The organism is Variovorax beijingensis (assembly GCF_007828835.1).
Taxonomy (GTDB): domain Bacteria; phylum Pseudomonadota; class Gammaproteobacteria; order Burkholderiales; family Burkholderiaceae_C; genus Variovorax; species Variovorax beijingensis_A.
In genome coordinates this window covers 22,965-49,271 of the sequence record NZ_VIVL01000018.1, presented here as the reverse complement: position 1 = coordinate 49,271, position 26,307 = coordinate 22,965, and the positions used below count along the sequence as shown (strand labels likewise).

Sequence of the window (26,307 nt, the reverse complement as noted above, 5' to 3'; positions counted from 1 at the left end):
CCTCCCCCGGGGGGAAGCGAGAAAGAATCAGGTCGGACAGGCGGTCGCCGCCGGATCCGCCCGCGCCGCGTTCACGCTGCGCGCAATGGCCGCGGCCGCCGCGGCGGTGACGCGCTGCGCGCCATGCGCCACCGCATCGATGCCGCCCGCAACCGCTTCACCCACGTCCAGCTGGCACGCCATCGTGCGGGGCTGGTCGGAGCGCCGCAGCGTCCAGTTGAAGCCCGCGTCCACCCGGCCGCCATCGACCGCGTCGAACCGGCGCACCTGCACCGCGACGCGCCACACGGGCTGCGAAGACTGGCGGCCGCCCTTGGTGACATCGAGCGCGCCGAGCCGCGCCGCGATGCCGCTGGCCAGCGCGTCCTGCAGCTCGTTCTCGAACGATGCGGCCCAGCGGTGCTGCTCGAGCACGTCGACCTGCACGCTGCCGTTCGCCCGGCCCACCACCATCTGCGGCCGTGCGAGCCGCTCGGGCACCGCCACCGGCGCCAGCTCGATGTAGAGCGGCGCGGCGGTGCCGCGGGTCGGCGGTGCCGCTTCCGAAGCCGGCACCGCGCTGGCCAGCGTGTAGTAGTTGTCGGGCTTGCTCGCGCAGCCCGCGAGGACCACCAGCGCTGCGATGACCGCGAGCGGAAGCAGCTTTTTCCTGTTCTTCATTTCTTGTCGTCCGGTTTGCCGCGCAAGAGCGACTCGGGATGCCGCTCGAGGTAGTCGGTCAGCACGCGCACCGAGCCTGCGGCGCGGGTCAGCTCGCGCAGCGTCTGGCGCATGTCCTGCTGCAGCGGAGAGTCGTCGGCCAGCGTGCGCTCGGCGCTGTTGACCGTCTTGCGCACGTCCTTCATGGCGGCAGCCAGTTCGGGCGTCAGGTCGGTGTTGATGCGGCTCACCGCCTGCTCGGTGCTGGCCAGCGTCTTGTTGAGCGAGGCGAGCGTGGTGCGCAGGTCGGCCGCGATCTGCTCGTAGGGCACCTTGTTGAGCTTGCTCGCGATCTCCTGCACCTGCGACTGGATCTCGTCCAGGCTGTTGGCGATGGTGGGCAGCTCGATCGGGTTCTTCGCCATGTCGATCCTGGCGGGCGGCGCCTTGGGGAAGAAGTCGAGCGCCACGTACACCTGCCCGGTCAGCAGGTTGCCGTTGCGCAGCTGCGCGCGCAGCCCCTTCTCGGCCAGGAAGCGCAGCCGCTCCTGCTGGGTGGCGCGCGACTCCACACCACTTTCGCCCGCGCGGCGGCGCAGCCGGTCTGGATAGACCTGCACCAGCACCGGCATGCGGAACTCGCGCTCGGCGCGGTCGAACTCCACGCCGATCGACTTGACCTCGCCGATCACCACGCCGCGGAAATCGACCGGTGCACCCGGCGCCAGGCCGCGCAGCGACTGGTTGAAGTACATCAGCAGCGTCTGCGGAGGACCGTCGGGCTCCTTCATGGCCGCGGTTTCGTCCTGCGCGAGCGTGAAGGCCGTGTTCTCCTTGGCCAGCGGGCCCATGGCGTCATCGGGCGCCTGGAAGGCAATGCCGCCGAGCAGGATGGTGGCGAGCGACTGCGTGCGCAGCGTGAAGCCGCTGGCGCTGAGCTGCGCGTCGATGCCGCTGGCCTGCCAGAAGCGCGTGTTGACGCCCACGAACTTGTCGTAGGGCGCATTGACGAAGATGCGCAGCGTCACGCCGCGGCCGTCGCCGTCGAGTTCGTAGGCCGCCACCTGGCCCACCTTGATGCGCCGGAAATACACCGGCGAACCCACGTCGAGCGAGCCCACGTCGGTGGCGCGCAGCAGGTACTGCTGGCCCGAGGCATCGCGCGTGACGATCGGCGGCACCTCCAGCCCCTTGAACTCGCTCGCGGTTTCCTTCGACACGCCCGCGTCGGCGCCGATGTAGGCGCCCGACAGCAAGGTGCCCAGGCCCGAGATGCCCGATGTGTCGAGCCGCGGCCGCACCACCCAGAAGCGCGAATCCTCGGCGGTGAAGCTCTCGGCCTCCTTGCTGAGCTGCACGGTCACGCGCACATGCGAGCGGTCGCGCGCGAGCCGCAGGCTCTGCACCGTGCCGATCTGCACGTCCTTGTACTTGACGGCCGTCTTGTTGGCCTCCAGGCCCTCGGCCGTGTTGAAGGTGAGAACGATCTCGGGCCCGCGCTGCATCAGGATCCTGACCACCAGCATCACGCCGACCAGCGCGGCCACGATGGGTATCAGCCAGATCAGCGAGGGCAGCCATTCGCGCCGGCGCACCACGCGCGGCGGAGGAAGCCCGGACGGGGGCGATGGATCGTTGGGGGGTCTGGCTTCGTCGTCGCTCATGCTGGCTTGTGTTCCCTGTTGTCGCGTGCCGGTTCCCGGCGTTCCCGTTCGGCTTCCTGCTGCTGTTCGTGCCTGCTGTCCCAGGTGAGCCTGGGGTCGAAGCTCAGCGAGGCCAGCATCGTCAGCACCACCACCGATCCGAAGGCCGCAATGCCCACGCCCGCGTTGATGACCGCAAAGCCCTGGATCTGCACCAGCCCGGTGAGCAGCGACACCACGAACACGTCGAGCATCGACCAGCGGCCGATGATCTCGATGATGTGATAGAGCCTGGCGCGCTCGGGCCGGCGCCAGCTGCTGCCGCGCTGCGCCAGCAAGGCAAGCAGGATCAGCACCGTGAGCTTGAACAGCGGCACCAGGAAGCTCGCAATGAAGATGATGGCCGCGAGCCCGTAGGCGCCCGACACCCAGAAATAGATGACGCCGCTCAGGATGGTGTCGTACTGCGCGCCGAACAGCGTGCGCGTGATCATCACCGGCAGCAGGTTGGCCGGGATGTACATGATGCATGCCGCAATCAGGAAGGCCCAGGTGCGGTTCAGGCTGTAGGGCTTGCGCGTGTGCAGGTGCGTGCCGCAGCGCCCGCAGGGCTCGCCCTCGGCGGCGCCGCGCCAGACGGCATCGCAGTGCGGGCAGGCCACGAGGCCCAGCGCGCTGGCCGTGGCCACCGGCGCTTCGCCCTCGTCCGGGGCCTGCAATTCGCCTGCGCTCACGCCGCCTCCCTGTCGGGCTCGCCGGATTCGCCAGGCGGGCGAAAAGTCATTTCCCAGAAGGCATTGGGATTGAACGAGAGCACGGCGGTGAGCATGACCGTGAGCGCCATGAACGCCCACAGCGCCGGCCCCGCCACCACGCTCGCCATGCTCGAGAGCTTGACGATCGCCACCAGCACGCCGAGCAGGAACACCTCGATCATTCCCCAAGGCCGCAGCATCTGCATGGCGCGCACCAGAATCGCAAAGCCGGCCGGGCGACGCTCGCGGCTGAGCGGCACCAGCAGGTAGGCCAGGATGCACAGCTGCATCAGCGGAAAGAGCAGCGTCGTGGCCAGCACCAGCAGCGCCACCACCGACATGCCCTCCCGGCTCAGCACCAGCACCGCGCCGGCCAGCGTGGTCTGGCTGCGCAGGCCCTGCAGCTCGATCTCGACGATCGGGAACAGGTTGGCAATGGCGAACATGATCAGCGAGGCCACCGTCAGCGGCAGGATGCGGCGCTGCTGGTCGCCCGCGTGGCGGTAGAGCTCGGTGCCGCAGCGGGCACAGCGCGATACCTCGCGCGGCTTCAGGGGCGCGCGGCTGAAGACCGCGTCGCAGCCCGGACAAACCACGGTTTCAGGTACTTCCGTCATAGGGGCGTACCCTAACCGATTCAGCCGCCCGGCCCCGTCGTCTTCAGCCGCAGGCTGCTGAAGACCGCCGCCAGGCCCGCGCAGCAGGCCGCCAGCACCAGCGCCACCACCGGCCCGTGGCCGCCATGCGGGCTCCAGACGCTGAACACGCCGGCCAGCACCACCGCGCCGAGCGTCTGCCCCGTGAGGCGCGCCGTGCCCAGCATGCCGCTGGCCGCGCCGCTGCGGTGCGCCGGCGGCGAGGTCACGATGGTGTGGTTGTTGGGCGACTGGAACAGGCCGAAGCCCAACCCGCACAGCGCCATGCGCCAGGCGATGTCGGCGTTGCCCGGATGCGCCGGCAGCGCCGCCAGCAGCGCCAGGCCGGTGGCGAGCAGGCCCAGCCCGATGCCGCCGAGCAGCCCGTCCGGGTAGCGCCCGATCAACCGGCCCGCGATCGGCGCCATGGCCACGATGGCCAGCGGCCAGGCGGTGATGAGCAGCCCGGCCTCGATGTGGCTGCGGCCGTACACCTCGAGCAGCAGGAACGGCAGCGCAATGTAGGCCAGCATCTGCGCACAGAAGGCGGCGACCGAAGTGCCCATGGAAAGCGCGAACACCGGAATGCGCAGCAGATCGATCGGAAACAGCGGCACCGCCAGCCTGCGCTGCCGCCGCAGATAGACGAAGCCCACCGCCACGCCGGCCAGCAGGATGAGCCAGGCCGACGACTGCGAGCCGCCGGGCACGCCGCCCTCGCGCACGCCCAGCCGGTCGACGCCCAGGAACACCAGCGAGAACATCAGCACGTTGAGCGCCACGTCGACCGGCGAGAAGCGCAGGCCCGCCGCCGGCGCCACGCGGTTGAACGGCAGCGCCCGCAGGCCGAGCGCCAGCGTGATGGCGCCCAGCGGCACGTTGATGGCAAACAGCCACGGCCACGAAGCCACCGAGAGAATGGCGGCCGCCACCGAGGGCCCGGCCACCGAGGACGTGGCCACCACCATCGAGTTGATCGCCATGCCGCGGCCCAGCAGCGCCGACGGAAAGGTCAGCCGCACCAGCGCCGCGTTCACGCTCATGATGCCGGCCGCGCCCAGGCCCTGGAAGGTGCGCGCGGCAATCAGCGTGGCGAGCGAATCGGCGAAGGTGGCGCCGATCGAGGACACCGTGAACACCGCCATGCCCACCAGGTAGACCCGCCGGTAGCCGACCAGGTCGCCGAGCGACGCGAGCGGCAGCAGCATGACCAGCGTGGCGATCTGGTACGCGTTGACCACCCAGATGGCATGCGAGGGGCTGGCCTGCAGTTCGCGCGCAATGCCCGGCAGCGCCAGGTTGACGATGGTGCCGTCGAGCACCGCGACCATGATGCCGAGGATGATCACCAGCATCGCGCGCCGGCGCGCGGGCAGGTCCAGGCCATCGAGCTGCTGCGCGGCCTGGTCGTCGGCCGCCGCCGCGGCCTGCATGTGTGCCGCGCCGCTCACGCCTCTTGCGTCCTGCGCGTGGGTTCGGACCGCACGCTGCCCAGCGTGAGCCAGGTCAGCACCAGCGCAATCAGCGCGCCGCCGGCCATGCCGGCCACCATCGGCAGCGGGCGGCCGTCGGTAAAGACGCCCACCACCGCCATCGCCAGCGCGCCGGTCAGCATCTGCAGCGTGCCGAGCAGCGCCGAGGCCGTGCCCGCGATGGCGCCGTGCATTTCCAGCGCGAGCACGCCGGTGGTCGGAATCACCAGGCCCATGAAGCCGGAGGCGATGAAGTACAGCACGATCAGCACCCAGAGGCTGTCGCCACCCGCCGCGAAGTACGCGAACATGGCCAGCATCGCGATGCCCGAGGCCACCACGCCGAACTTGACGAGGCCCACCAGCCCGAAGCGCTCGCCCAGCGAACCCGTGAACTGCGAGGCGCCGATGAAGGCCGCCGCGTTCACGCCGAAGGCCACGCTGTAGAGCGCGGGCGACAGGCCGTAGTGGTCGATCATCACGAACGACGAATTCGCCAGGTAGGTGAAGAAGCCCGCCATCGCGAAGCCGCCGATGAACACCAGCCCGAGGTAATGCCAGTCGCGCAGCAGCAGCCCGTAGGCCGACAGGGCGCTGCCGAGGCTGCTTTCGACGCGCTCCGAAGGCGGCCGCGTTTCGCGCAGCTGCGTGACCATCATCGCGAGGCCCGCCACAGCGGCAAGGGTCACGGCCCAGAACACGCCGCGCCAGCCCGCCACCGCGATCACGGCGCTGCCCGCCAGCGGCGCGAGGATCGGCGACACGCTGAACACCAGGATCAGCAGCGACATGAGCCGTGCGGCATCGGTGCCGGTGTGCAGGTCGCGCACCACCGCGCGCGGGATCGCCATGCCGGCCGCCGCGCCCAGGCCCTGCACGAAGCGCAGCGCAATCAGCGTGTGGATGTCGGTGGCCAGCGCGCAGCCCACGCTCGCCAGCGCGAACAGCACCAGCCCGGCATACAACGGCGGCTTGCGCCCGACCATGTCCGAGACCGGGCCGTACAGCAGCTGGCCCGCGCCCAGCGAAAGGAAGAACGCCGTGAGGCTCATCTGCACCGCGCCGATGTCGGCGCGCAGCGCCTGGCCGATGGCCGGCAGCGCCGGCAGGTACATGTCGATGGCGAAGGGCCCGATGGCGGAGAGCAGGCCCAGCAGCAGGGCCATCTTGAAAAAGGGAGACGAAGAACGCATTGGACCGATTGTCGCCAAGCGCGGCATCCGGTGCAGGCGTGGGGTCGCCGACCGGCTGTTGCTAATTCTGGGCAAAGAGTACGACCTTCGTATTCATGCCGGTCGCGTGAACGATGTCCTCCATGCGCAACGCGCCAAACGGCCGCTACGCTATCGGCTGTCCCGGAAATTTCGCCACAACCAATCACAACACCGCATCCAGGAGCAGCACCCCATGGCCCTCGCCCGAACGATCCATGCCGACCTTTTTCGCGTCTTCCTTCTGACCCTGGTGTCGCTCTTCGCCATTCCGGCGGCGACGCTGGTCTTCACGGAGTACGCGCTGCGCACGGAAGACGCCGAATTCCTGCAGGCGATCGAGAAGCGCATCGCCTCCGACACCCGCCTGTCCGCCGGCGACAAGGCGCAGGCCACCGAGTTCTACCGCAGCCATCCGCTCTCCAAGGCCTGCAGCGCAACCGCGCCAGAGGACAAGAACTTCCACGACAAGGTGTGCAGTCCCTATTCGATGCACTGGCAGTTCCACTGGGCCGACCGCGCCGCCGGCTGGACGCTGGTGCTGGGCGCGGCACTGCTCGCGGCGGCGCTGGTGCTGGGCGCACTGGCCTTTGCCAACCGCGGCCTGCGCTATGCGAGCTTTGTGGCGGGCTGGCGGCTCATGACGGTGTCGAGCGCGCTCGAGGTCGCGCTGCAGGGCGCGATGCTGGTGTGGCTGTCGTTCTGGCTCACGGCGTACTTCATGCAGAGCTACTACGTCAAGCTGATCATCATCGCGGGCATCGCGGCCGCGGTGGCCGTGTTCTATGCGATCTACACGCTGTTCAAGAAGCTGCCCTTCGGCAACGAGATCGAGGGCGAAGTGGTGGCCGAGGCCGATGCACCGCGCCTGTGGGAGCGCATCCGCCAGCTGGCCGCGCGCGTGAAGACCGCGCCGCCCGACCAGATCGTGGCCGGCATCGACACCAACTTCTTCGTCACCGAGGCGCCCTGCGAGGTGGGCGGACGCACGCTGCAAGGCCGCACGCTGTTCGTGAGCATTCCGCTGCTGCGCGTGCTCGACCAGTCCGAGGCCGACGCGGTGCTGGCGCACGAGCTGGCCCACCTGGGCGGCGGCGACACCCGCAGCAGCGCGGCGCTCGGACCCAAGCTGCTGCAGTTCGACCAGTACACCTGGAAGATGCGCGAGGGCGGGCTGAGCATCGTGGCGCACTACCTGCTGCGCCTCTACCGCATGATCTTCGCCTTTGCCCTGGCGCGCGACAGCCGCGAGCGCGAGTACAAGGCCGACAGCGTCGCCGCGAGCCTCACGGCGCCGGGCGCCATCGTGCAGTCGCTCATCAAGATTGCGGCCTATGCGAGCTACCGCAACGACGTCGAACGCAAGCTCTTTGCGCAGGACCGCCAGCACGACGGCGCGCTGGGCATCGCCGGCTTCGTGGCCGCGGGCCTGCCGCCTTATGCCAACTCCGACGCGTTCGTCGAAACCATGAAGACCGCCGACGTGCCGCATCCCTACGACAGCCATCCGCCGCTGCTCGAACGCATGCGCAACGTGGGCCACCATGTGCCCGAGAGCGCCTACGGCGCCATCGTCGCGACCGCGCCCGCGGCCTCGTGGGCCGACGACATCGAAACCGCCGCCGCCATCGAACAGCGGCTGTGGAGCGACTACGAGCAGCGCTTCGTGCAGAACCACGAACTGAGCCTCGCCTACCGCTACGAGCCGGCCACCGAAGAAGAGCGCGCCGTGGTGCTGCGCCACTTTCCGCCGGTCGCGTTCGCGCTGAAGAACGGCGAGAACATCGAGGTGAGCCATGCGGGCCTGCGCCAGAGCGTGGACGGCGGCTCGACCATCGGCTGGGACGAAGTCAAGAACCTGACTTTCCAGGACAACACCTTCGGCGACCTGCTGGTGGTCACGCACCACGACAAGGGCATGCTCGGCGCGCGCACCACCAAGGTCAAGGTGGGCGGCCTCGGCAAGCAGAAGGAAAACTTCAAGGGCGCGGTCGGCCGCTACTGGCAGCGCCACCAGATCATGCGGGCTCAGCAGCAACAACAACAGGAATCGCCACAACCCTGACGAGCCGCGGGGCGCTGCTCAATACAAGGTGGAGCGCTGCCGCGCCGGCAGCTCGCGGTCGTAGGCCTCGCCGTCGAACGCGGCATCGGTCAGCGCCGACAGGATGGCGCCGGGCGTGGGCACCTCGCGGCGCGATTCCGCCGGCAGCGGTGCCCACAGTTTCGAGCGCTGGATGGCGCGCGCGCACTGGAAGAAAACCGACTCGACCCCGATCTCGATCACGCACTGCGGCAGCTTGCCCTCCATCGCAAAGCGCGCCATGAGCCCGGGCTCGGTCGTGATGCGCGCCCTGCCGTTCACGCGCAAGGTCTCGCCCACGCCGGGAATCAGGAACAGCAGCGCCACGCGCGGGTCGGCCACGATGTTGCGCAGGCTGTCGATGCGGTTGTTGCCGCGGCGCTCGGGCAGCAGCAGCGTCTTCTCGTCCTGCACCGCCACGAAGCCGGGCGGGTCGCCGCGCGGCGAGGCGTCGAGCCCGCCGGGCCCGCTGGTGGCGAGCACCGCGAAAGGCGAAGCGGCAATCAGCGCCTGGTAGCTCGGGTGCAGCCAGGGCACCTCCTTCTTGAGCGAGGCCTCGCCGGCTTCGCCGAACAGCGCTTCGAGCCGTTCGATGGTGTCGATGGCATGGGTCATGGGATCACTCCTTGTTTCTGGTCCGGTGATGCCGACGGGTTCCTGCCGCAGGCCAGTGCCGCCGCGGCCAGCAGCAGCGCGCAAATGCCGTAGAGCCACGACGATGCCACGGCCGGCAGCAGGAGCCCGGCCAGCAGCGGCCCGATGCCGGCGCCGATGTCGCGCCACACCGCGCGCGCGGCCAGCGCATGCATGCGCCCGGGCCCCGGGGTGCGGCGCGCCACGATGGGCGGCAGCAAGGGCAGTTGCAAGGCGCGCAGCACCACGATCGATGCCGCGCAGCTCCACAGCCAGCCCAGCCCGAAGCCCGCCAGCGCGATCGCCGTCACGAGCGAGAGGCTCACCAGCAACCGCTCGGCACCGAAGCGCTCCGCCATGTGGCCGCCGACCGGGCTCAACAGGATTTCCGCCAGGTAGCGCAGCGCCATCAGCGAGCCGGCCATCACCACCGCGCCGCCCGGCATCAGATCCTTGCCCAGGTAGGACAGGCCGACGATGAAGAGCCCGTCGAGCGTGAGCCCTTCCATGAACGACCAGGCGTCGAGGCTGTTGGGCCGCCCGAAGCGGCGCGCAGGCCGGCTGTGTGCGCTGCCGTGCGGCGCCGAAGGCAGGTGCCGCGTGGCCAGCACCGCCGCCAGCGAGAACGCGGCAAGAATGCAGAAGATGACGCGCGGGCCGGCCCACAGCGCCAGCAACGCGCCGAGCGGCAGCGCAAGCACCGGTCCCATCGCGATGAGCGCGCGCGAACGCCCGTTGCGGCGCGCCGCACCCAGCAGTTCGGCCGTGGCCAGCGACTGCGTCGACAGGTTGAGCGCGGCAAAGCACAGGCCCCACACGAGCCGCAGCGGCAGCAGCGCCCAGAAGCCCGAGAGCGTGGCGTAGCCGAGTCCGCAGAACGCGGCCGCCACCACCGCGATGGTGCAGGTGAGCCGGTCGCCGTTGCGCGCATAGAAGCGCGCCACCCAGCCGTACCCCGCAATGCGCACGAGCCGATTGGCCGCAAGCAGCATGCCGGCCTCCGCCAGCGTGACGCCGAACTGTCCGGCATACATCGGCAGCAGCAGGTAGAGCACGACATCGGCCGGCAGCGAAAGCCCGAGCGCAATGGCCGCGTGGCGGGAGTTCAGGTCGGTGGCAGCGAGCGCTGGAGCGGGCGTGGTGCGAAGCATCGAGTCCGCATGGTGCGCCGTGGCACGGCCTGCCGACAAACGACATTAACGCCCGCCATGCGTGAGAAAATTGCACGCATGCCGCTTCGAGAACCGCCCCTCAGTGCCGTGCGCGCCTTCGTCGCCGCGGCCCGCCACCAGAGCTTCACGCGCGCGGCCATCGAACTCCACGTGACCCACAGCGCGGTGAGCCGGCAGATCAAGAGCCTAGAAGAATGCCTGGGCGTCGCGCTGTTCGAGCGCCGCATTCGCCAGGTCGCCCTGACCGCGGAAGGACAGCAGTTCTTTGCCGAGGCAGGCCCGGCCATCGCGCAGATCCATGCGGCGGCGCGTGCGCTGCAGGCACAGGGGCCGGCCCGTGCCGTGAGGATCAACGTGCGGCCCTCCTTCGCGGTGCGCTGGCTCATTCCGCGCCTGCCTTCGTTCGTCGAGCGCTTTCCGGAGATCGAACCGCAGGTGGTCACGAGCACGGTCATGCCCGAGCAGGCCGCGGGCAGCTTCGACATTGCCGTGCGCCGCGGGCTCGAGGGCTGGCCACCCTCCATCGAGCTGCGCCCTTTCCTCGAGGACGAAGTGCTGGTGGTCGGCGCACCGGCGCTGTTCAAGGCACATCCGCTTTCGGACCTGCGCGCGCTGGCCTCGCACGTGCAGCTGTCGGCCCGCACGCGCAAGGAAGACTGGGACGCCTGGAAGAAGCACGTCGGCGCCCCGCGCGCCAAGCCGGCGGGGCGGCTGCAGTTCGACCACCTGCACTTCGTGCTGCAGGCCGCGGTCGACGGGCTCGGCATTGCCTTGGCGCCAACCTCGCTGGTGGCGCACGACCTGGCCTCGGGCCGGCTGCAGTCGCCGCTGCCCTCGCTGCGCATGACGCTGAACCGCTACTACTACGGCCTGGCACCCGACGCCGCGCCGGAAGCCGCATGCGTCGCGCAATGGTTCGAGGAGATGAGGGCCTCGGACTCGCAAGCCGCAATGGCGCTCGCAGGTCCGTAAACGGCCAGCGCCGGACGGCGCGCGCCCGCAGCATGGGTGCTTCCTCCCACATGAAGCACCCTGCCGCATGAAAGCCCCCCTTCCCCGCCCCTTTGTCCACCTCGCGTGGTCCAACCTCGCGGCACAGTCCGCCGAGCAGCTGAGCCTTGCGGCGGTGCCTCTGGTCGCGGTGCTCGTGCTCGGTGCCGGGCCGGGCGAGATCGGCTTCCTTGCCGCCATTCAGACGCTGCCTTTTCTGTTGCTGTCGATGCCGCTGGGCGTGCTGGCCGATCGCATGTCGCGGCAGCGGCTGATGGTCGCGTCCGAGGGGTTGCGCGCCGCCTCGCTGCTGGTGCTGCTGGCCCTGGTGCTGGCGTCCAGGCTCGGCATCGGCTGGCTCGCGGTGCTCGGGTTCCTGGGCGCGGTCGGCACCGTGGGCTTCAGCGTCGCGGCGCCCGCGCTGGTGCCGGCGCTCGTGCCGCGCGACGCCTTGGCCGAGGCCAACGGCCGGCTGGAGCTTGCGCGCAGCGCCGCATTCACGGCCGGGCCTGCGCTGGCGGGCGCACTGGTTGCGTGGGCGGGTGCTCCGACGGCCTTCGTGCTGGCGGCCGTGCTGTCGATGTCGGCAGTCGGCCTGCTGCTGCGCCTGGCCGAGGCGCCGCGCCCGGCTGCATCGCAGCGCCATCCGCTGCTCGATGTGCGCGATGGCGCGCGCTTTGTCTGGCAGCACGAATTGCTGCGGCCCATGCTGATGACGGGCGCGGTCTTCAACATCTCGTGGTTCGTGCTGCAGGCCGGCTACGTGCCGTATGCGGTGCGGGTGCTCGGCCTTGGCGCGCAGGCGGTCGGCTTCACGCTGGCGATGTACGGCGCGGGCATGGTGTCCGGCGCGCTGCTGACGTCGCGCGTGGTGGCGCGCCTGCCGTTCGGCCGTGCGATCCAGATCGGGCCCGCGGTGGCGGTGGTGGCCGCGGCGGCCATGGCGGCCACGCTGCTGGTGCCGGCCGCATCGCTGGCCGCACTGTCGTTCTTTCTGTTCGGTGCCGGGCCGATGGTCTGGACCATCACCACCACCACGCTGCGGCAGAGCGTCACGGCCGGGGCGATGCTGGGCCGGGTGTCGGCGGTGTTCCTCACGGTCAATGCGGGTGCCCGGCCGATCGGCGCCGCGCTGGGCGGCGCGGTGGGGGCCGCGTGGGGCGAGCCGGCCTGCCTGCTGCTCGCGCTGGCGGGTTTCGTGCTACAGGCGGGAATCATTTTTGCCTCGCGCATTGCGGGGCTGCACCGGCTGCCGGTTGCGGCGGCGTGACGGCCTCCGGAGGCTGCTAGAAAAGCGAAGCCATTCCGTTCGGGCGCGCGCCTTCGATGTCGAGCATGCGCAGTTTGGTCAGCGCGCCGCCGCCCGCCGAAAAGCCACCGGGCTTGTTGCCCGCGGCCAGCACGCGGTGGCACGGCACCACGGGCGCGAACGGGTTGTGGCCCATGGCCTGGCCCACCACGCGCGACAGGCCCTTGTCGCCGAGTTCGGCCGCGATCTCGCCGTAGGTGCGCGTCTGCCCGGGCGGAATGCGCCGCGCAATCGCATAGATGCGCTGGTGGAATTCCGACACGGCGCCCATGTCGAGCACGATGTCGCTGAGGTCGTCGGATTCGCCCCGCAGCAATCCCTGGATAGCCGCGATCGCGCCCTGTGCACTTTCAGGAGGATCGGCCTCGGGCAACGCGGGGAAACGGCGCCGCATGCGCGCCCGCGTGGCGGCTTCGCCGTTTTCTTCGGGCAGCTGCACGCCGACGAGCCCGCGCGGCCCCCAGGCCAGCGCGCAGGTGCCGATTGCGGTTTCGAACAAGGCAAAGCCCGGCTCGATGGTTTCGCTGCTGGTGCTGCGCGATGCTGCATTCATCGCGTCATTGTGTGCCAGCCGCTAAGCCTGATCGGGCGACAGGGTTGGCGGCACCAGGTGCCGCTCCAGCAGCACCGCCACGTGCACCGCCTCGCGCTGCACGCCGTCGCCGATCTGGTGGCGGCAGCTGGTGCCGTCGGCCACCACGATGGCGTCGGGCCGCGCGCGGATCGCGGGCAGCAGGCTGGCCTCGGCCATCTGCATCGACACGTCGATATGCCGCGCTTCGTAGCCGAAACTGCCGGCCATGCCGCAGCAGGAGCTTTCGATCAGCTCGGGCTCGGCGCCGGGAATGAGCCGAAGCACATCCAATATCGGGCTGACTGCGCCGAAGGCCTTCTGGTGGCAATGGCCGTGCAGCAGGATCGGCGCCGTGGCCGGCGTGAGCGCGAGCTTGAAGCGGCCGGCCTTGAGTTCGCGCGCAATGAACTCCTCGAACAGCAAAGCCTGCTTCGCCACGGTTTCGGCCTTCTTGCCGAAGCCCATCACCAGGGTTTCGTCGCGCAGCGTGAGCAGGCACGATGGCTCGAGCCCGACGATGGCAATGCCGGCCTCGGCGAGGGGCCTGAGCGCATCGATCAGCGCCTCGGCACGGCGCTTGGCCTCGCCCACCATGCCGCTCGCCAGGAAGGTGCGGCCGCAGCAGTGGTGCCCGCCGCTCTTCTCGACCGTGTGCAGCGTGTAGCCCGCGGCCTTGAGCACGCGGGCCGCCGCCAGCGCGTTCTCGCTTTCGAAGGTGCCGTTGAAGGTGTCGACGAAAAGCACCGCGGCGCGGCCGCCGTTCGCCTGCACCGACAGCACGGCCTCGCGGCTGGCGAACATGCCGTGCAGGTCGGCCTTGGCGCGCCAGAAGGTGTCCGAGCGCCATTGGGGCAGCGACCGGCGCGCTGAAAAACCCAGCAGCTTCTCGCCCAGCCAGGCCGCGCCGGGCACGGTGTTGCGCAGGTTCATGAGCCAGGGCACGCGGCTCGCCCTGTGGGCGTAGTCGGGCATGCGGGCCACCAGCCTGTCCTTGAGCGAGTGGCCGTGGCGCTTCTTGTAGTGGTCGAGAAACTCGATCTTCATCTTCGCCATGTCGACGCCGGTCGGGCAGTCGCGCTTGCAGCCCTTGCAGCCGACGCACAGGTCCATGGTCTCGTACATCTCTTCGCTGGTGAATGCATCGGCACCGAGCTGGCCCGAGAGCGCGAGGCGCAGCGTGTTGGCGCGCCCGCGCGTGAGGTGCTGCTCGTCGCGCGTCACGCGGTAGCTCGGGCACATGGTGCCGGCGTCGAACTTGCGGCAGTGGCCGTTGTTGTTGCACATCTCCACGGCCTTGGCGAGGCCGCCGGTGCTGTCGCCGCCGGTGCCGGGCGCGGTGGTCTGCTCGGTCACCGGGTCGGCATTGACGTTCCAGGCCGACCAGTCGAGCACGGGCTTGAGTTCGATGCGCCGGTAGGGCCTGGGCGCGGTGGGCGGCGCAAATCGGAACAGCGATGCATCGTCCATGCGCGGCGGGTCGACGATCTTGCCGGGGTTGAACAGGTGGGCCGGATCGAGCTCCTGCTTGATGGCGCGGAAGGCCTCGTTGAGGGCCGGGCCGAACTGCCATTCGATCCACTCGCCGCGGCACAGGCCGTCGCCATGCTCGCCGCTGAAGGCGCCCTTGTACTTGCGCACCAGCGCCGCGGCTTCTTCCGCAATCGCGCGCATCTTGGCGCCGCCGTCGGTGCGCATGTCCAGGATCGGCCGCACGTGCAGCGTGCCGACCGAGGCGTGCGCATACCAGGTGCCGCGGCTGCCGTACCTCGCAAACACCTCGGTCAATGCATCGGTGTATTCGGCCAGGTGCTCGAGCGGCACGGCGCAGTCCTCGATGAAGCTCACCGGCTTGCCGTCGCCCTTCAGACTCATCATGATGTTGAGGCCGGCCTTGCGCACTTCCCACAGGTTCTTCTGGCGCGCGTCGTCGGGCATTTCGACCACGCTGCCGGGCAGGCCCAAGTCGCCCATCAGCTCGACCAGTTGCTTCAGTTGCGGCAGCAAAGCGGCCTTGTCGGCACCGGCAAACTCCACCAGCAGGATGGCCGCGGGCTTGCCGATCAGCGCTGTTTCCACCGTGGGCTTGAAGGCCGGGTTGGCCAGGCTCAGCTCGATCATCGTGCGGTCGACCAGCTCCACCGCCGTGGGGCCCAGCTTCACGATGTGCTGCGCCGCATCCATGGCCGCATGGAAGGTCGGGAAGTTCACGATGCCCAGCACCTTGGCTCGCGGCAGCGGCGCGAGCTTGAGCTTGAGGCTCCTCGTGTAGGCCAGCGTTCCTTCGGCGCCGATCAAAAGGTGCGCGAGGTTCACGCTGCCGTCGGCGGCGTAGGGGCGCTCGCTCTGGTTGTCGAAGATGTCGAGGTTGTAGCCGGCCACGCGGCGCAGCACCTTGGGCCAGTGGGCATGGATCTGCTCGCGGTGCGCCAGCGCGAGCCCGTGCACGAACTTCGCGATGCCCGCCGCGCGGGCGCCCAACGTGGATTGCGGGCCGAACTCCACCAGCTCGCCGCTCGAGAGCCAGGCGCTCGCGCCCAGCACGTTGTGCACCATGTTGCCGTAGGCGATGGAGCGCGAGCCGCAGGAGTTGTTGCCCGCCATGCCGCCCAGCGTGGCCTGCGCGCTGGTCGACACGTCCACCGGGTACCACAGGCCGTGCGGCTTGAGCTGCGCATTGAGGTGGTCGAGCACCAGGCCGGGCTCGACGGTGGCCGTGCCCTCCTCCACGTTCACGTCGAGCACGCGGCGGAAATGCTTGCTGTTGTCGATCACCAGCGCGGCGCCCGTGGTCTGGCCGCACTGGCTGGTGCCGCCGCCGCGCGCGAGCACCGGCACCTTCAGGTCGCGTGCGATGTCGATGGCGGTGGCAATGTCGCGTTCATTCGTCGGCACGAAGGCGCCGACCGGCGTGATCTGGTAGATCGACGCATCGGTGGCGTAGCGGCCGCGCGAGCCGTCGTCGAACAGCACCTCGCCCCCGGTCTCGGCGCGCAGCCGGCGTGCGAGCAGCTCGCAGGTGTCGTTGGGCGGAAGAACGGTTCCGGCGGGCTGGATGTGGCTGGCGGGATCGACGCGCATGGTGTGGTGGTGAAGCTCAGCTCGCCTTGTTGTGGGCCTGGGGATAGATCTGGCCGGTGCGCATCAGCTCGAGCACCGTGTCGCGCTTGCGCATCAGGTGCGCGACCAGCACCTTGCGCATCGCCGGCGCATCGCGCGCGGCCAGCGCCTGGACCATCTGTTCGTGCTCTTCGACCGCGTGCTTCCACTTGGCCTCGTCCTGGTTGGTGCGAAAGCGCAGCGACTGCACGCGGGCATTGATGGAGCGGTAGGTGCCGGCCAGCACCGGGTTGCCCGCGGCCTCGTTGATGGCGGTGTGGATGCGCGCGTTGAGGCGGTAGTAGCCCGAGAGATCGCGCCGCGCGAAGCAGGCCATCATTTCGTAATGCAGCGCGCGCACCTCGGCCAGTTCTTCGTCGGTGATGCGCTTGGCCGCCAGCTCGCCCGACATGCCTTCGAGCATGGCCAGGACCTCGAAGGTGTTGAGTACGTCGGCCTCGGTGAGCTTCACCGCCACCGCGCCGCGGTTGGGCAGCAGGTCGACCAGCCCTTCGGCCGCGAGCAGCTTGATGGCCTCGCGCAGCGGCGTGCGCGAGACGCGCAGCTGGAGGCAGAGCTCGCGCTCGTTGAGCTTGGCACCGGGCGCGATGTGCCCCTCGACCAGCATCGTGCGCAGACGCGAAGCCACCTGGTCGTGCAGCGCGAGGCGCGAGATTTCGATGATGTCGGCGGTCATTTCTGTTTCCCTTGAATGCATTTTGAATGCAAAAAACGATGCCAACAACCCGAACATATAAGGGTAAACCATCACGTCAAATTCAATTTTGAATGCAAAACTGAAAGCGAAAGGACAGTCCATGCTGCAACTCGACCTCCATCCCACCGGCCGCCACTTCCTCCAGATTCCCGGGCCGAGCCCGGTGCCCGACCGCATCCTGCGGGCCATGAGCCTGCCGACCATCGACCACCGCGGGCCCGAGTTCGGCACGCTGGGGCTCAAGGTGCTGGGCGGCATCAAGCAGATCTTCAAGACGAAGCACCCGGTCGCGATCTACCCTGCCTCCGGCACCGGCGCCTGGGAGGCTGCGCTCGCCAACACGCTGAGCCCGGGCGACCACGTGCTGATGTACGAGACCGGCCACTTCGCATCGCTGTGGCAGAAGATGGCCACGCGGCTCGGCCTGTCGACCGAATTCCTCGCCTGGTCCGGCAAGGACGAGCAACTGCCCGCCGCACCCAGCTGGCGCCGCGGCGTGCAGGCCGACCTCATCGAGGCGCGCCTGCGCAAGGACACCGAAAGGAAGATCAAGGCAGTGTGCGTGGTGCACAACGAAACCTCCACCGGCGTCACTTCCGACATCGCCTCGGTGCGCAAGGCCATCGATGCGGCGGGCCACCCGGCCCTGCTGATGGTCGACAGCATCTCGGGTTTGGCGAGCGCCGATTTCCGGCACGACGAATGGGGCGTGGACGTCACCATCAGCGGCTCGCAGAAGGGCCTGATGCTGCCGCCGGGCATCAGCTTCAACGCACTCTCGCCGCGCGCGCTCGAAGCCTCGAAAAGCGCCAGGCTGCCGCGCGCGTTCTGGGCCTGGGACGAGATCGTGGAGATGAACAAGGACGGCTACTGGCCCTACACGCCCAACACCAACCTGCTCTACGGCCTGTCGGAATCGCTCGACATGCTGCTGGCCGAAGGACTGGACAACGTGTTTGCGCGCCATCAGCGCTGGGCCGCCGGCGTGCGCGCGGCAGTCAATGCCTGGGGCCTGCCGATCCAGTGCGCCGACCCGGCCGTGTATTCGCCCGTGCTCACCGGCGTGATCACGCCCGAGGGCGTCGATGCCGATGCGCTGCGCCGCCTGATCCACCAGCGCTTCGACCTTTCGCTGGGCACCGGCCTGGGCAAGCTCAAGGGCCGCATGTTCCGCATGGGCCACCTGGGCGACAGCAACGACCTGACGCTGGTGGCCATGGTCGCGGGCGTCGAGATGGGCATGAAGCTCAGCGGCATCAAGCTCGCGGGCAGCGGCGTGCAGGCCGCGATGGACCATTTCGCGAGCCATGCAGCGGCGCATGCCGGCCTGCAGAAGGCCGCGTAGCCGCAAGAACACACCGGCCGCAGCGCGCCGCTCGAACGGCGCGGCGACCGCCACCCTGCCGGGCTTTCGATCCCGGCACGCATCGGACCCACCCCACACTGGAGACAAAGATGATGCAGAGACGTACGCTGATCCAAGCCGCGGGTGCCGCGGCCGCCACGCTGGGCGTGCCCCGGCTCTTCGCGCAGGAGTGGCCTTCGGGGCCGGTGCGCATCGTGGTGGGCTTTCCGCCCGGCGGCGGCACCGATGCGCTCGCACGCGTGGTGGCCCAGAAACTCACGGTGATGTGGAACCAGCAGGTCATCGTCGAGAACAAGGGCGGCGTGGCCGGCGTGCTGGCGGCCGAATACGTGTCGCAGCAGCCCAGCGACGGCAGCACGCTGCTCATGGCGCACATCAACAGCCATGCGCTCGCGCCCAGCCTGCAGCCCAAGCTGCGCTACAGCGTGGAGCGCGACTTCGTGCCGATCGTGCTGGTGGGCGTCACGCCCAACCTGCTGATCGCCAGCCCGGCGCAGAAGGCGCTCACGGTGAAGGACATCGTGGCGGCATGCAAGGCCTCGCCCGGCACGGTGAGCTTCGGTTCGGCGGGCGCGGGGTCGGCGCAGCACCTGGCGCTGGAAATGTTCAAGCTGCAGGCCGGGGTCGATGCGCTGCATGTGCCCTACAAGGGCAGCGGCCCTCTGCTGGCCGACCTGATGGGCGGCCAGATCCAGTACAGCTTCGAGACCATGACCGCGGCCACGCCGCACGTGAAGAGCGGCCGCGTGCTGGCCGTGGCGCAAACGCGCGGCAAGCGCGCCAAGGGACATCCGAACGTGCCGACGATGCAAGAGCAGGGCTTCGCGGGTTTCGAGGCCACGACGTGGTACGGGCTCGCGGGCCCGGGCAAGCTGCCGCAGGGCATTGCCGAGAAGGTGAACCGCGACGTCAACACGGCACTCGCGATGCCCGACGTGCAGGAAAAGCTCGACACCTATGGCGCCGAGGATGGCGGCGGGTCGCAGGACAAGTTCAAACAGTTCATTGCCACCGAGATCGCCAAGTGGGCGAAGGTGGTGAAGGATGGCAAGGTGCATGTGGACACTTGAAGCGCTCTTGTTCGGGGTGCGCTCCCGCCGACGGGGGACATTCGCGGAGGGGAGTACCCGGTGGCCTGTGCACGCGCCCTGAACAGCAGCGCCCGAACACAAGAACCCGCAAATACAACACGCCAGAGCAACTGAGAAAATCGCCGAATGAACTCATCGATGACCGCCCTCGCCGACGCGCTGATCGCCGCGCGCCGGAACAACCGCACTCTCGGCGCCGCGCCCTGGACCGACGCGCTGCAAGACGCAACCCAGGCCTATGAAGTGCAGGACGCCGTGGCCGCCGCACTCGGCTGGTTCGGCGACGACGGCGCCGTCCCCCGCCATTGGAAATCCGGCGGCGGCTCGCGCAGCGCCACGCTCACGCATGCGCCGCTGCCCCCGGCCGGCGTGCGCACGAGCCCGGCCGATTTCAGCGACCTTGCCTTTCACGTGCCCGGCATCGAGGCCGAGATCGCGCTGCGCCTCGGACAGGACGTGACGCCCGCGCAAGCCGCGCAGCTCGACCACGGCGATGCGGCTTCGCTCATCGATGCCATGGCCGTCTCCGTCGAGATCGTCGATTCGCGCTGGCAGGACCTGGCCGCCACGCCCGCCTTGCTGCGCCTGGCCGATTCGCAGGTGCACGGCGCGCTCGCGATCGGCGAATGGCAGCCCTATGCCGCGGTCGACTGGGCTTCGCAGCGCTGCGAAACGAAGGTCGGCAACGCCGACACCGTGGTGCGCGAAGGCACCCATCCGCTGGCCGATCCCGCGTGGCTTCTGCCGGCCTGGCTGCGCCACGTTACGCGCCATGGGCAGACCGCGCCGGCCGGCACCGTGGTCACCACCGGCTCGTGGGTCGGCATCGTGCCCTGCCGCCGCGGCGATCAGGTGGCGGTGGAATTCGCGGGCATCGGCGCGCTGCGCTTGAGCGTGTAGCGCCCTCCTCCGACACCCGAGTACGCCACCAGGAAGTCGAGCACCGCGCGCACGCGCGCCGGCAAGGTGCCGGCCTTGCCGATGTACACCGCGTGGATCGGCTCCACCTCGCCCGGATTGAATTCTTCGAGCAGCGGCACCAGGCGGCCCGCATCGATGTCGTGCTGGATGTGGTACAGCGACAGCCGCGCCACCCCCGCGCCGGCAAGGGCCAGCTGGCGCAGGGTTTCGCCGTCGCCCGCGCGCACCGGCCCGGCCACGGGCAGCGAGACCGTTCGCCCATCCACGCGCAAGGGCCAGTCGGGCGTATTGCGCCGGTAGCTCCAGCCCAGCCGGTTGTGCGCCTCCAGTTCCTGCGGCGTGTGCGGCGTGCCGTACTTCGCAAGGTAGCCCGGCGAGGCCACGATGGACTGGCTGGTTTCGCCCAGCCGCCGCGCCACCAGGTCGGACGGCGGCAGCTGGCCCCAGCGGATCGCGATGTCGGCGCGTTCGTCCATCAGGTCGACGATGCGGTCGGTCAGCGCGATGTCCAGCGTGATCTGCGGATGCAGCTCGAGCAGGCGCGGCACCAGCGGAACCAGCTTGTGGTGCCCGAAGGACACGCTCGCGTTGATGCTCACGCGCCCGCGCGGCGCGGCGCCGGCGGCGGCGCAACGCTCGGCCTCGTCCATGTCGGCCAGCACGCGCGTGCTGCGCTCGTAGAAATGCAGGCCTTCGGGCGTGAGCTGCAGCTTGCGCGTGGAGCGGTACACCAGCTGGATGCCCAGCCGCAATTCGAGCCGTGCGACCAGCTTGCTCACCGCCGAAGGCGTCATGTCGAGCAGCCGCGCCGCCGCGGAAAAGCCGCCGGCTTCGACCACCTGCACGAAGGCTTCCATTTCGCCGGAGCGGTTGACGTCGATGCGCGGCATGGCGGGTGTCCTTGTCTGTGACTTCAATTCACAAGTGCGTGTAGCAGCGGCATTCTAGTCATCGAGGCCGGATGCCCGCACAGTACAGGGCATCATGCCAATCGCTCTACTCGCCCTTACCGCCGGTGCCTTCGGAATAGGCACCACCGAATTCGTCATCATGGGCCTGCTGCTGCAGGTCTCGTCGGATCTGCACGTCTCCATCACGGCCGCCGGCCTGCTGATCTCGGGCTATGCGCTCGGGGTGGCCGTGGGTGCGCCGATCCTGACCATCGCCACCCGCAAGCTGCCGCGCAAGACCGTGCTGCTCGCGCTGATGGCGATCTTCACGCTCGGCAACCTGGCCTGCGCGCTCGCGCCCAGCTACGAGCTGCTGATGGCCGCGCGCGTGATCACCTCGCTCGCGCACGGCACCTTCTTCGGCGTCGGCTCGGTGGTGGCCACCGGGCTGGTGGCGCCGGAACGGCGCGCCTCGGCCATCGCCATCATGTTCACCGGCCTCACGGCCGCCACACTGCTGGGCGTACCCGCCGGCGCCTGGCTCGGGCTGCACTACGGCTGGCGCGCCACCTTCTGGGCGGTGACGCTGATCGGCGTGCTGGCCTTCACGGTGCTTGCCGTGTTCGTGCCCCGCGTCAAGGGCGAAGCCAGGCCGGCGCCGCTGCGCGAGGAACTCGCGGTGCTCGCGCGGCCGCAGGTGCTGCTCGGCCTGGCGATGACGGTGCTCGGCTACGCGGGCGTGTTCGTGGTGTTCACCTACATCCAGCCCTTGCTGACGCAGGTCGCGGGCCTGTCCGAATCGGCGGTGTCGCCGATCCTGCTGGTGTTCGGCGGCGGCCTGGCCGTGGGCAACATCCTCGGCGGCAGGCTGGCCGACAGGTCGACCATGCCGGCCGTGCTCGGCACGCTGGTGGCGCTGGCCGCGGTGCTGGGCGCGATGCAGTTCAGCATCGGGACGCCGTTCGCGGCCGTGGTGTTCGTCGGCCTGCTCGGCATCGCTTCGTTCGCCACCGTGGCGCCGATGCAGCTGCGCGTGCTCGAAAAGGCCTCGGGCGCGGGCCAGAACCTGGCGTCGAGCCTCAACATCGCGGCCTTCAACCTGGGCAATGCGCTCGGCGCCTGGGTGGGCGGCGTGGTCATCGACCATGGTCCGGGCCTGCGCGCGCTCGGCTGGGTGGCGGCGCTGCTCACGCTCGCGGGGCTGGCGATCGCGCTCTGGAGCCGTTCGCTCGACCGGCGCGAACGCGGCAATGCCTCTACGGCCGATCGCGCGTCGGCCCGGGCTTGAACTCCCCCTCTTTTTTTCAACGATCACAAAGACGCGACATCATGGAACAACGCTTTCTCGGCCGCTCCGGCTTCAAGGTCCCCGCACTCGGCTTCGGCGCCGGCACCTTCGGCGGGCAGGGTCCGCTCTTCAGCGCCTGGGGCAACACCGACGTGGAGGGCGCGCGCAGCATCGTCGACCTGGCGCTGGATGCCGGCGTGACGCTGTTCGACACGGCCGACGTGTACTCGAACGGCGCTTCGGAATCGATCCTCGGCGCCGCGCTCAAGGGCCGGCGCGACAAGGCCATCATCTCGACCAAGCTCGCGCTGCGCGCCGGCGACGGGCCGAACGATGTCGGCGCCTCGCGCCACCACCTGATCGCCGCGACCGATGCCGCACTCAAGCGCCTGGACACCGACTACATCGACATCCTCCAGCTGCACGCCTTCGACGCGATGACGCCGGTCGAGATGGTGCTCGACACGCTCGACGACCTGGTGCGCGCGGGCAAGGTGCGGCTGATCGGTGCCTCGAACTTCTCGGGCTGGCAGCTGATGAAATCGCTCTCGGCCTCCGACCGGCTCGGGCTGCAGCGCTTCGTGGCCAACCAGACCTACTACTCGCTGATCGGCCGCGACTACGAATTCGAACTGATGCCGCTGGGCCTGGACCAGGGCCTGGGCGCCATCGTCTGGAGCCCGCTCGGCTGGGGCCGGCTGACCGGCAAGCTGCGGCGCGGCCAGCCGCTACCCGCCGGAAGCCGCTTGCATGAAACCGCCGGCTTCGCGCCGCCCGTGGACGACGAGCGCCTCTACCGCGTGGTCGATGCGATGGACCAGGTGGCCGAGGAAACCGGCAAGACCTTGCCGCAGATCGCGCTCAACTGGCTGCTGCAGCGGCCCACCGTGTCGAGCGTGCTCATCGGTGCGCGCAACGAAGAGCAGCTCAGGCAGAACCTCGGCGCGCTCGGCTGGCAGCTCAGCGCAGACCAGATCCAGCGGCTCGACGCGGCCAGCGCGGTGACGCCGCCCTACCCTTACTACCCGTACTGGAATGGTCAGTTCGCGGAGCGCAGCCCGGTGGCGGTGTGAGCTGACCGCGGCTCCGCCGCGAGCTGGTCGACCAGGCCGTCGACCTTCTGCTCCGCCTGCCGCAGCGACTCGGCCAGTTGCTCGCCGCCGAACTCGTCGCACTCCACCGCCGCCTCGAACACCTCGGTGATGCCGATGTAGCCGAACACCGAGCGCACCGTGCGCTCGGCATGGTTCAGGTGCGCGATGCGGCCGCCCGGGTCGTAGCCGTGGTCGCCGCGCGCGCCGAGCAGCACCATGCGCTTGCCCGCATCGGCGAGCATCGGCCAGTACGGCACCGCACCGCGCGAGCGATCGAAGCCGAAGGTGCGGCCCACGCGCACGATGTTGTCGATCCAGGCCTTGAACTGCGCAGGCACGCTGAAGTTGTACATCGGCAGGCCCACCACGATCAGGTCGGCGGCCACGAGCTGGTCGACCAGGCGGTCGCTCTCGGCCAGCACGTCGGCCATCCAGGGTTGGCGATCGGCGGGCGCGGTGAAGGCCGCGTGGATCCAGCGGGCATCGACATGCGCGGGCGGATGCCGGCCCACGTCGAGGTAATCGACGCGGTCCACCGGCCGCGCCTCGCGCCAGCGCTCGACGAAGCGCGCCGACAGCCGGCGCGTGTGCGAGCCATGGGGATCGATGCCGGAGCGGCCCGGACGGGCACTGGCGTCGATGTGAAGAAGGTTCATTGTGTTCATGGATGAATTTCTCTGTTCTGTCTTGCACTGCCACAATGGCGGCACAGGTCCTGAATCTAGAGATGTGCAAGACCTTCGACAAACGATCATTTCTCCATCGATGAACGAGATTGGCTCATCCATCCGGCGCCCCCGGCACCTCCCTCCCCTGCTCTCGCTGCGGGCCTTCGAGGCGGCGGCCGCGCACCTGAGCTTCCAGCGCGCGGCGCTGGAGCTTTCGGTCACGCCTTCGGCCATCAGCCACCAGGTGCGCGCGCTCGAAGACACGCTGGGCCGTTCACTGTTCCGCCGGCTCACGCGGCAGCTCGCGCTGACGCCCGCGGGCGAGCGGCTGTTCGACGACCTGCGCGCGGGCTTCGACGCACTGGAGGCCGGCGTCGAAAGGCTGCGCCAGCCCTCGGTCTCGCAGGCCGTCACGCTCACCACCAACACCGCCTTCGCAGCACGCTGGGTGCTGCCGCGCATGGCGGCCTTCCGCAAGGCCTGTCCCGGCATCGAACTGCGGCTGCATGCGAGCGACACGCTGGTCGACCTGGCGCGCGGCGGCGCCGACATTGCCGTTCGATCAGGCAGCGGCAACTGGCCGGGCCTGGTGTCGCGCGAGCTGATGCCCGAGCGCTACGCGCCGCTGTGCAGCCCGATGCTGGGCCTGAAGCGCGCGGCCGACCTGCCGAAGCACCAGCTGATCCATTGCGACTGGCAGCCCGGCGCCGCAGCGCCCGCGCTGTGGCCGCGCTGGTTCAAGGAGGCCGGCCTCGCGCCGCCGCGGGGCCGCTCAATGAAGGCCGCGGGCCTGTCGTTCTCGGACGAGACCCACGCCATCCTGGCCGCGCTCGCGGGCCACGGCGTCGCGCTCCTGAGCCTCACACTCGCGGCCGAGGAACTGCGCAGCGGCGCGCTGGTGCAGCCCTTCGGCCCGGCGCTCGACACGAGCAGCTACTTTCTCGCGGTGGCCGCCGGGCATGAAGGCGAGCCGGCCGTGCGAGCCGTGTGGGAGTGGATCGCGTCGCAGGCTTCGAAGGCCTGAAACCAATCCGCGCGCGTCCCCGGCGCCAGCCTTTCATCCCCCGCGCAGTTGCTCGCGCAGCTTCTGCCCGATCTCCGGCCTCTCGAGGAACGGATCGGCCGGGTTCTTGACCGCCACGATGTTCTCCATGCGGCTGCGCACGTTGCCCAGCGCCTTCGGGTGGCTGAACACATAGAACTGGTTGTCGCTGATCGCATCGAACACCTTTGCCGCCACTTCGGCCGCCGTGATCTTGCCGCTGCTCACCGCCTTGTTGCTCATGGCCTGGCCAATGAGCTGGCTCCTGGTGAGCTCGGTTTCCTTGGGCGCGTTCGGCCGGTTGCGCTCGCTGCTCGTGATGCCCGTGGGCACGAAATACGGGCACAGGAGGCTCGCGCCGATCTGGTCCGTGACCAGCGTCAGGTCCTGGTACAGCGTCTCGGTGAGGCTCACGACCGCGGCCTTGGCGGCGTTGTAGATGCCCATGTTGGGCGGCGTGAGCAGCCCGGCCATGCTCGCGGTGTTGGTGATGTGGCCGCGGTAGGCCGGGTCTTTCGCGGCGGCCTCGAGCATCATCGGCGTGAACAGGCGTACGCCGTGGATCACGCCCCACAGGTCCACGCCCAGTACCCACTCCCAGTCGGCCACGGTGTTCTCCCACACCAGGCCGCCCGCGCCCACGCCTGCGTTGTTGAACACGAAGTGCGGCGCGCCGAAGCGCTCCTTCACCGCAAGGGCCAGGGCTTCCATCTGCGCAGCGTCAGACACGTCGACCTTGCGCGCCAGCACCTGCGCGCCGGCGGCTTCCATCTCGGCGCGGGCCTTGTCGAGCGCGTCCTGCTGCACGTCGACCAGCACGAGATTCATGCCGCGCGTGGCGCCGATGCGCGCGCACTCGAGGCCGAAGCCCGAACCCGCGCCGGTGAGTACGGCCGTCTTGCCCTTGAAGTCCTGAATCATTTGCCGGTTCCTTCTTGCGTTGAATGTCTCTGACTGACGTTGGAACCGCTATTGAAATACGGAACACGCCGCGGCGCAGTCACGAAGGTGCCCGCT

At 69.4% G+C, this 26,307-nt stretch carries 23 protein-coding genes; 9 read left to right on the top strand and 14 right to left on the bottom strand.

Going from position 1 to position 26,307, the window contains the following annotated elements:
• Positions 1–27 precede the first annotated feature (27 nt).
• The 6 genes from FB547_RS30955 to FB547_RS30930 are packed head-to-tail and all read right to left on the bottom strand — an operon-like array spanning position 28 to position 6,310.
• Positions 28–660 (bottom strand): membrane integrity-associated transporter subunit PqiC, encoded by a 633-nt coding sequence (locus tag FB547_RS30955; RefSeq protein WP_145747447.1) that lies wholly within the window; start codon positions 658–660, stop codon positions 28–30.
• Entirely contained in the window at positions 657–2,303 is a 1,647-nt protein-coding gene (locus tag FB547_RS30950) for an intermembrane transport protein PqiB (RefSeq protein WP_145747446.1), read from the bottom strand. The genes FB547_RS30955 and FB547_RS30950 overlap by 4 nt, the downstream gene beginning before the upstream one ends.
• On the bottom strand, positions 2,300–3,016 hold the full coding sequence (locus tag FB547_RS30945; RefSeq protein WP_145747445.1) for a paraquat-inducible protein A: 717 nt from the start codon (positions 3,014–3,016) through the stop codon (positions 2,300–2,302). The genes FB547_RS30950 and FB547_RS30945 overlap by 4 nt, the downstream gene beginning before the upstream one ends.
• Positions 3,013–3,654: a paraquat-inducible protein A gene (locus FB547_RS30940; RefSeq protein WP_145747444.1), complete on the bottom strand. Its 642-nt coding sequence runs from the start codon at positions 3,652–3,654 to the stop codon at positions 3,013–3,015. The genes FB547_RS30945 and FB547_RS30940 overlap by 4 nt, the downstream gene beginning before the upstream one ends.
• A 20-nt stretch (positions 3,655–3,674) precedes the next feature.
• Complete coding sequence (locus FB547_RS30935; protein WP_145747477.1) at positions 3,675–5,105, bottom strand: MFS transporter; 1,431 nt, start codon at positions 5,103–5,105, stop codon at positions 3,675–3,677.
• A 14-nt stretch (positions 5,106–5,119) separates the two neighbouring features.
• Positions 5,120–6,310: a multidrug effflux MFS transporter gene (locus FB547_RS30930; protein ID WP_145747476.1), complete on the bottom strand. Its 1,191-nt coding sequence runs from the start codon at positions 6,308–6,310 to the stop codon at positions 5,120–5,122.
• Between the two features lie 241 nt (positions 6,311–6,551).
• Here FB547_RS30930 and FB547_RS30925 point away from each other — a divergent pair, with 241 nt between their 5' ends.
• Complete coding sequence (locus FB547_RS30925; RefSeq protein WP_145747443.1) at positions 6,552–8,420, top strand: M48 family metallopeptidase; 1,869 nt, start codon at positions 6,552–6,554, stop codon at positions 8,418–8,420.
• Positions 8,421–8,438: 18 nt separating this feature from the next.
• On the opposite strand, the gene FB547_RS30920 is transcribed toward FB547_RS30925, so the two are convergent.
• Positions 8,439–9,053 (bottom strand): pyridoxamine 5'-phosphate oxidase family protein, encoded by a 615-nt coding sequence (locus FB547_RS30920; protein WP_145747442.1) that lies wholly within the window; start codon positions 9,051–9,053, stop codon positions 8,439–8,441.
• Positions 9,050–10,222 (bottom strand): MFS transporter, encoded by a 1,173-nt coding sequence (locus FB547_RS30915; RefSeq protein WP_145747441.1) that lies wholly within the window; start codon positions 10,220–10,222, stop codon positions 9,050–9,052. Before FB547_RS30915 ends, FB547_RS30920 begins: the two co-directional genes overlap by 4 nt.
• 78 nt (positions 10,223–10,300) lie before the next feature.
• On the opposite strand from FB547_RS30915, the gene FB547_RS30910 reads away from it, so the two are divergent.
• The gene (locus tag FB547_RS30910; RefSeq protein ID WP_145747440.1) at positions 10,301–11,215 is read left to right on the top strand and encodes a LysR substrate-binding domain-containing protein; all 915 of its coding nucleotides are present in this window, start codon (positions 10,301–10,303) and stop codon (positions 11,213–11,215) included.
• A gap of 67 nt (positions 11,216–11,282) precedes the next feature.
• A complete protein-coding gene (locus FB547_RS30905; protein ID WP_145747439.1) occupies positions 11,283–12,503 on the top strand; it encodes an MFS transporter in 1,221 nt (406 codons plus the stop codon).
• 16 nt (positions 12,504–12,519) lie between these two features.
• Here the strand turns inward: FB547_RS30905 and FB547_RS30900 are convergent, their stop codons facing one another.
• The 3 genes from FB547_RS30900 to FB547_RS30890 are packed head-to-tail and all read right to left on the bottom strand — an operon-like array spanning position 12,520 to position 16,909.
• The gene (locus tag FB547_RS30900) at positions 12,520–13,095 is read right to left on the bottom strand and encodes a methylated-DNA--[protein]-cysteine S-methyltransferase (protein ID WP_145747438.1); all 576 of its coding nucleotides are present in this window, start codon (positions 13,093–13,095) and stop codon (positions 12,520–12,522) included.
• Between the two features lie 21 nt (positions 13,096–13,116).
• The gene (locus tag FB547_RS30895; protein WP_145747437.1) at positions 13,117–16,194 is read right to left on the bottom strand and encodes an FAD-binding and (Fe-S)-binding domain-containing protein; all 3,078 of its coding nucleotides are present in this window, start codon (positions 16,192–16,194) and stop codon (positions 13,117–13,119) included.
• Between the two features lie 16 nt (positions 16,195–16,210).
• Positions 16,211–16,909, bottom strand: coding sequence for a GntR family transcriptional regulator (locus FB547_RS30890; protein ID WP_145747436.1), 699 nt, complete (start codon positions 16,907–16,909; stop codon positions 16,211–16,213).
• Positions 16,910–17,030: 121 nt separating this feature from the next.
• On the opposite strand from FB547_RS30890, the gene FB547_RS30885 reads away from it, so the two are divergent.
• The 3 genes from FB547_RS30885 (at position 17,031) to FB547_RS30875 (ending at position 20,287) form a co-directional block, all read left to right on the top strand.
• On the top strand, positions 17,031–18,275 hold the full coding sequence (locus FB547_RS30885) for a pyridoxal-phosphate-dependent aminotransferase family protein (protein WP_145747435.1): 1,245 nt from the start codon (positions 17,031–17,033) through the stop codon (positions 18,273–18,275).
• Between the two features lie 113 nt (positions 18,276–18,388).
• Entirely contained in the window at positions 18,389–19,366 is a 978-nt protein-coding gene (locus tag FB547_RS30880) for a Bug family tripartite tricarboxylate transporter substrate binding protein (RefSeq protein WP_186454309.1), read from the top strand.
• Between the two features lie 147 nt (positions 19,367–19,513).
• Positions 19,514–20,287 (top strand): fumarylacetoacetate hydrolase family protein, encoded by a 774-nt coding sequence (locus FB547_RS30875; protein ID WP_145747433.1) that lies wholly within the window; start codon positions 19,514–19,516, stop codon positions 20,285–20,287.
• Here FB547_RS30875 and FB547_RS30870 read toward each other — a convergent pair.
• Positions 20,236–21,198 carry a LysR substrate-binding domain-containing protein gene (locus FB547_RS30870; RefSeq protein WP_145747432.1) on the bottom strand — a complete coding sequence of 321 codons (963 nt, stop codon included), beginning with the start codon at positions 21,196–21,198 and terminating at the stop codon, positions 20,236–20,238. The two genes, FB547_RS30875 and FB547_RS30870, sit on opposite strands and share 52 nt — an antisense overlap.
• Before the next feature lie 94 nt (positions 21,199–21,292).
• Here FB547_RS30870 and FB547_RS30865 point away from each other — a divergent pair, with 94 nt between their 5' ends.
• Positions 21,293–22,486 (top strand): MFS transporter, encoded by a 1,194-nt coding sequence (locus tag FB547_RS30865; RefSeq protein WP_145747431.1) that lies wholly within the window; start codon positions 21,293–21,295, stop codon positions 22,484–22,486.
• A gap of 41 nt (positions 22,487–22,527) precedes the next feature.
• Positions 22,528–23,559: an aldo/keto reductase gene (locus tag FB547_RS30860; protein WP_145747430.1), complete on the top strand. Its 1,032-nt coding sequence runs from the start codon at positions 22,528–22,530 to the stop codon at positions 23,557–23,559.
• Here the strand turns inward: FB547_RS30860 and FB547_RS30855 are convergent.
• Entirely contained in the window at positions 23,526–24,245 is a 720-nt protein-coding gene (locus FB547_RS30855) for an FMN-dependent NADH-azoreductase (protein ID WP_145747429.1), read from the bottom strand. The two genes, FB547_RS30860 and FB547_RS30855, sit on opposite strands and share 34 nt — an antisense overlap.
• A 100-nt stretch (positions 24,246–24,345) precedes the next feature.
• Here FB547_RS30855 and FB547_RS30850 point away from each other — a divergent pair, with 100 nt between their 5' ends.
• Complete coding sequence (locus tag FB547_RS30850) at positions 24,346–25,272, top strand: LysR substrate-binding domain-containing protein (RefSeq protein WP_145747428.1); 927 nt, start codon at positions 24,346–24,348, stop codon at positions 25,270–25,272.
• A gap of 33 nt (positions 25,273–25,305) precedes the next feature.
• Here the strand turns inward: FB547_RS30850 and FB547_RS30845 are convergent, their stop codons facing one another.
• Positions 25,306–26,211: an SDR family oxidoreductase gene (locus FB547_RS30845; protein WP_145747427.1), complete on the bottom strand. Its 906-nt coding sequence runs from the start codon at positions 26,209–26,211 to the stop codon at positions 25,306–25,308.
• Positions 26,212–26,307 lie beyond the last annotated feature (96 nt).

Coding starts and splice junctions, on each gene's coding strand:
- FB547_RS30955 (WP_145747447.1), bottom strand. CDS start 660: ATGAAGAACAGGAAAAAGCTGCTTCCGCTCGCGGTCATCGCAGCGCTG.
- FB547_RS30950 (WP_145747446.1), bottom strand. CDS start 2,303: ATGAGCGACGACGAAGCCAGACCCCCCAACGATCCATCGCCCCCGTCC.
- FB547_RS30940 (WP_145747444.1), bottom strand. CDS start 3,654: ATGACGGAAGTACCTGAAACCGTGGTTTGTCCGGGCTGCGACGCGGTC.
- FB547_RS30935 (WP_145747477.1), bottom strand. CDS start 5,105: ATGCAGGCCGCGGCGGCGGCCGACGACCAGGCCGCGCAGCAGCTCGAT.
- FB547_RS30930 (WP_145747476.1), bottom strand. CDS start 6,310: ATGGCCCTGCTGCTGGGCCTGCTCTCCGCCATCGGGCCCTTCGCCATC.
- FB547_RS30925 (WP_145747443.1), top strand. CDS start 6,552: ATGGCCCTCGCCCGAACGATCCATGCCGACCTTTTTCGCGTCTTCCTT.
- FB547_RS30920 (WP_145747442.1), bottom strand. CDS start 9,053: ATGACCCATGCCATCGACACCATCGAACGGCTCGAAGCGCTGTTCGGC.
- FB547_RS30915 (WP_145747441.1), bottom strand. CDS start 10,222: ATGCTTCGCACCACGCCCGCTCCAGCGCTCGCTGCCACCGACCTGAAC.
- FB547_RS30910 (WP_145747440.1), top strand. CDS start 10,301: ATGCCGCTTCGAGAACCGCCCCTCAGTGCCGTGCGCGCCTTCGTCGCC.
- FB547_RS30905 (WP_145747439.1), top strand. CDS start 11,283: ATGAAAGCCCCCCTTCCCCGCCCCTTTGTCCACCTCGCGTGGTCCAAC.
- FB547_RS30900 (WP_145747438.1), bottom strand. CDS start 13,095: ATGAATGCAGCATCGCGCAGCACCAGCAGCGAAACCATCGAGCCGGGC.
- FB547_RS30895 (WP_145747437.1), bottom strand. CDS start 16,194: ATGCGCGTCGATCCCGCCAGCCACATCCAGCCCGCCGGAACCGTTCTT.
- FB547_RS30890 (WP_145747436.1), bottom strand. CDS start 16,909: ATGACCGCCGACATCATCGAAATCTCGCGCCTCGCGCTGCACGACCAG.
- FB547_RS30885 (WP_145747435.1), top strand. CDS start 17,031: ATGCTGCAACTCGACCTCCATCCCACCGGCCGCCACTTCCTCCAGATT.
- FB547_RS30880 (WP_186454309.1), top strand. CDS start 18,389: ATGCAGAGACGTACGCTGATCCAAGCCGCGGGTGCCGCGGCCGCCACG.
- FB547_RS30875 (WP_145747433.1), top strand. CDS start 19,514: ATGAACTCATCGATGACCGCCCTCGCCGACGCGCTGATCGCCGCGCGC.
- FB547_RS30870 (WP_145747432.1), bottom strand. CDS start 21,198: ATGCCGCGCATCGACGTCAACCGCTCCGGCGAAATGGAAGCCTTCGTG.
- FB547_RS30865 (WP_145747431.1), top strand. CDS start 21,293: ATGCCAATCGCTCTACTCGCCCTTACCGCCGGTGCCTTCGGAATAGGC.
- FB547_RS30860 (WP_145747430.1), top strand. CDS start 22,528: ATGGAACAACGCTTTCTCGGCCGCTCCGGCTTCAAGGTCCCCGCACTC.
- FB547_RS30855 (WP_145747429.1), bottom strand. CDS start 24,245: ATGAACACAATGAACCTTCTTCACATCGACGCCAGTGCCCGTCCGGGC.
- FB547_RS30850 (WP_145747428.1), top strand. CDS start 24,346: ATGAACGAGATTGGCTCATCCATCCGGCGCCCCCGGCACCTCCCTCCC.
- FB547_RS30845 (WP_145747427.1), bottom strand. CDS start 26,211: ATGATTCAGGACTTCAAGGGCAAGACGGCCGTACTCACCGGCGCGGGT.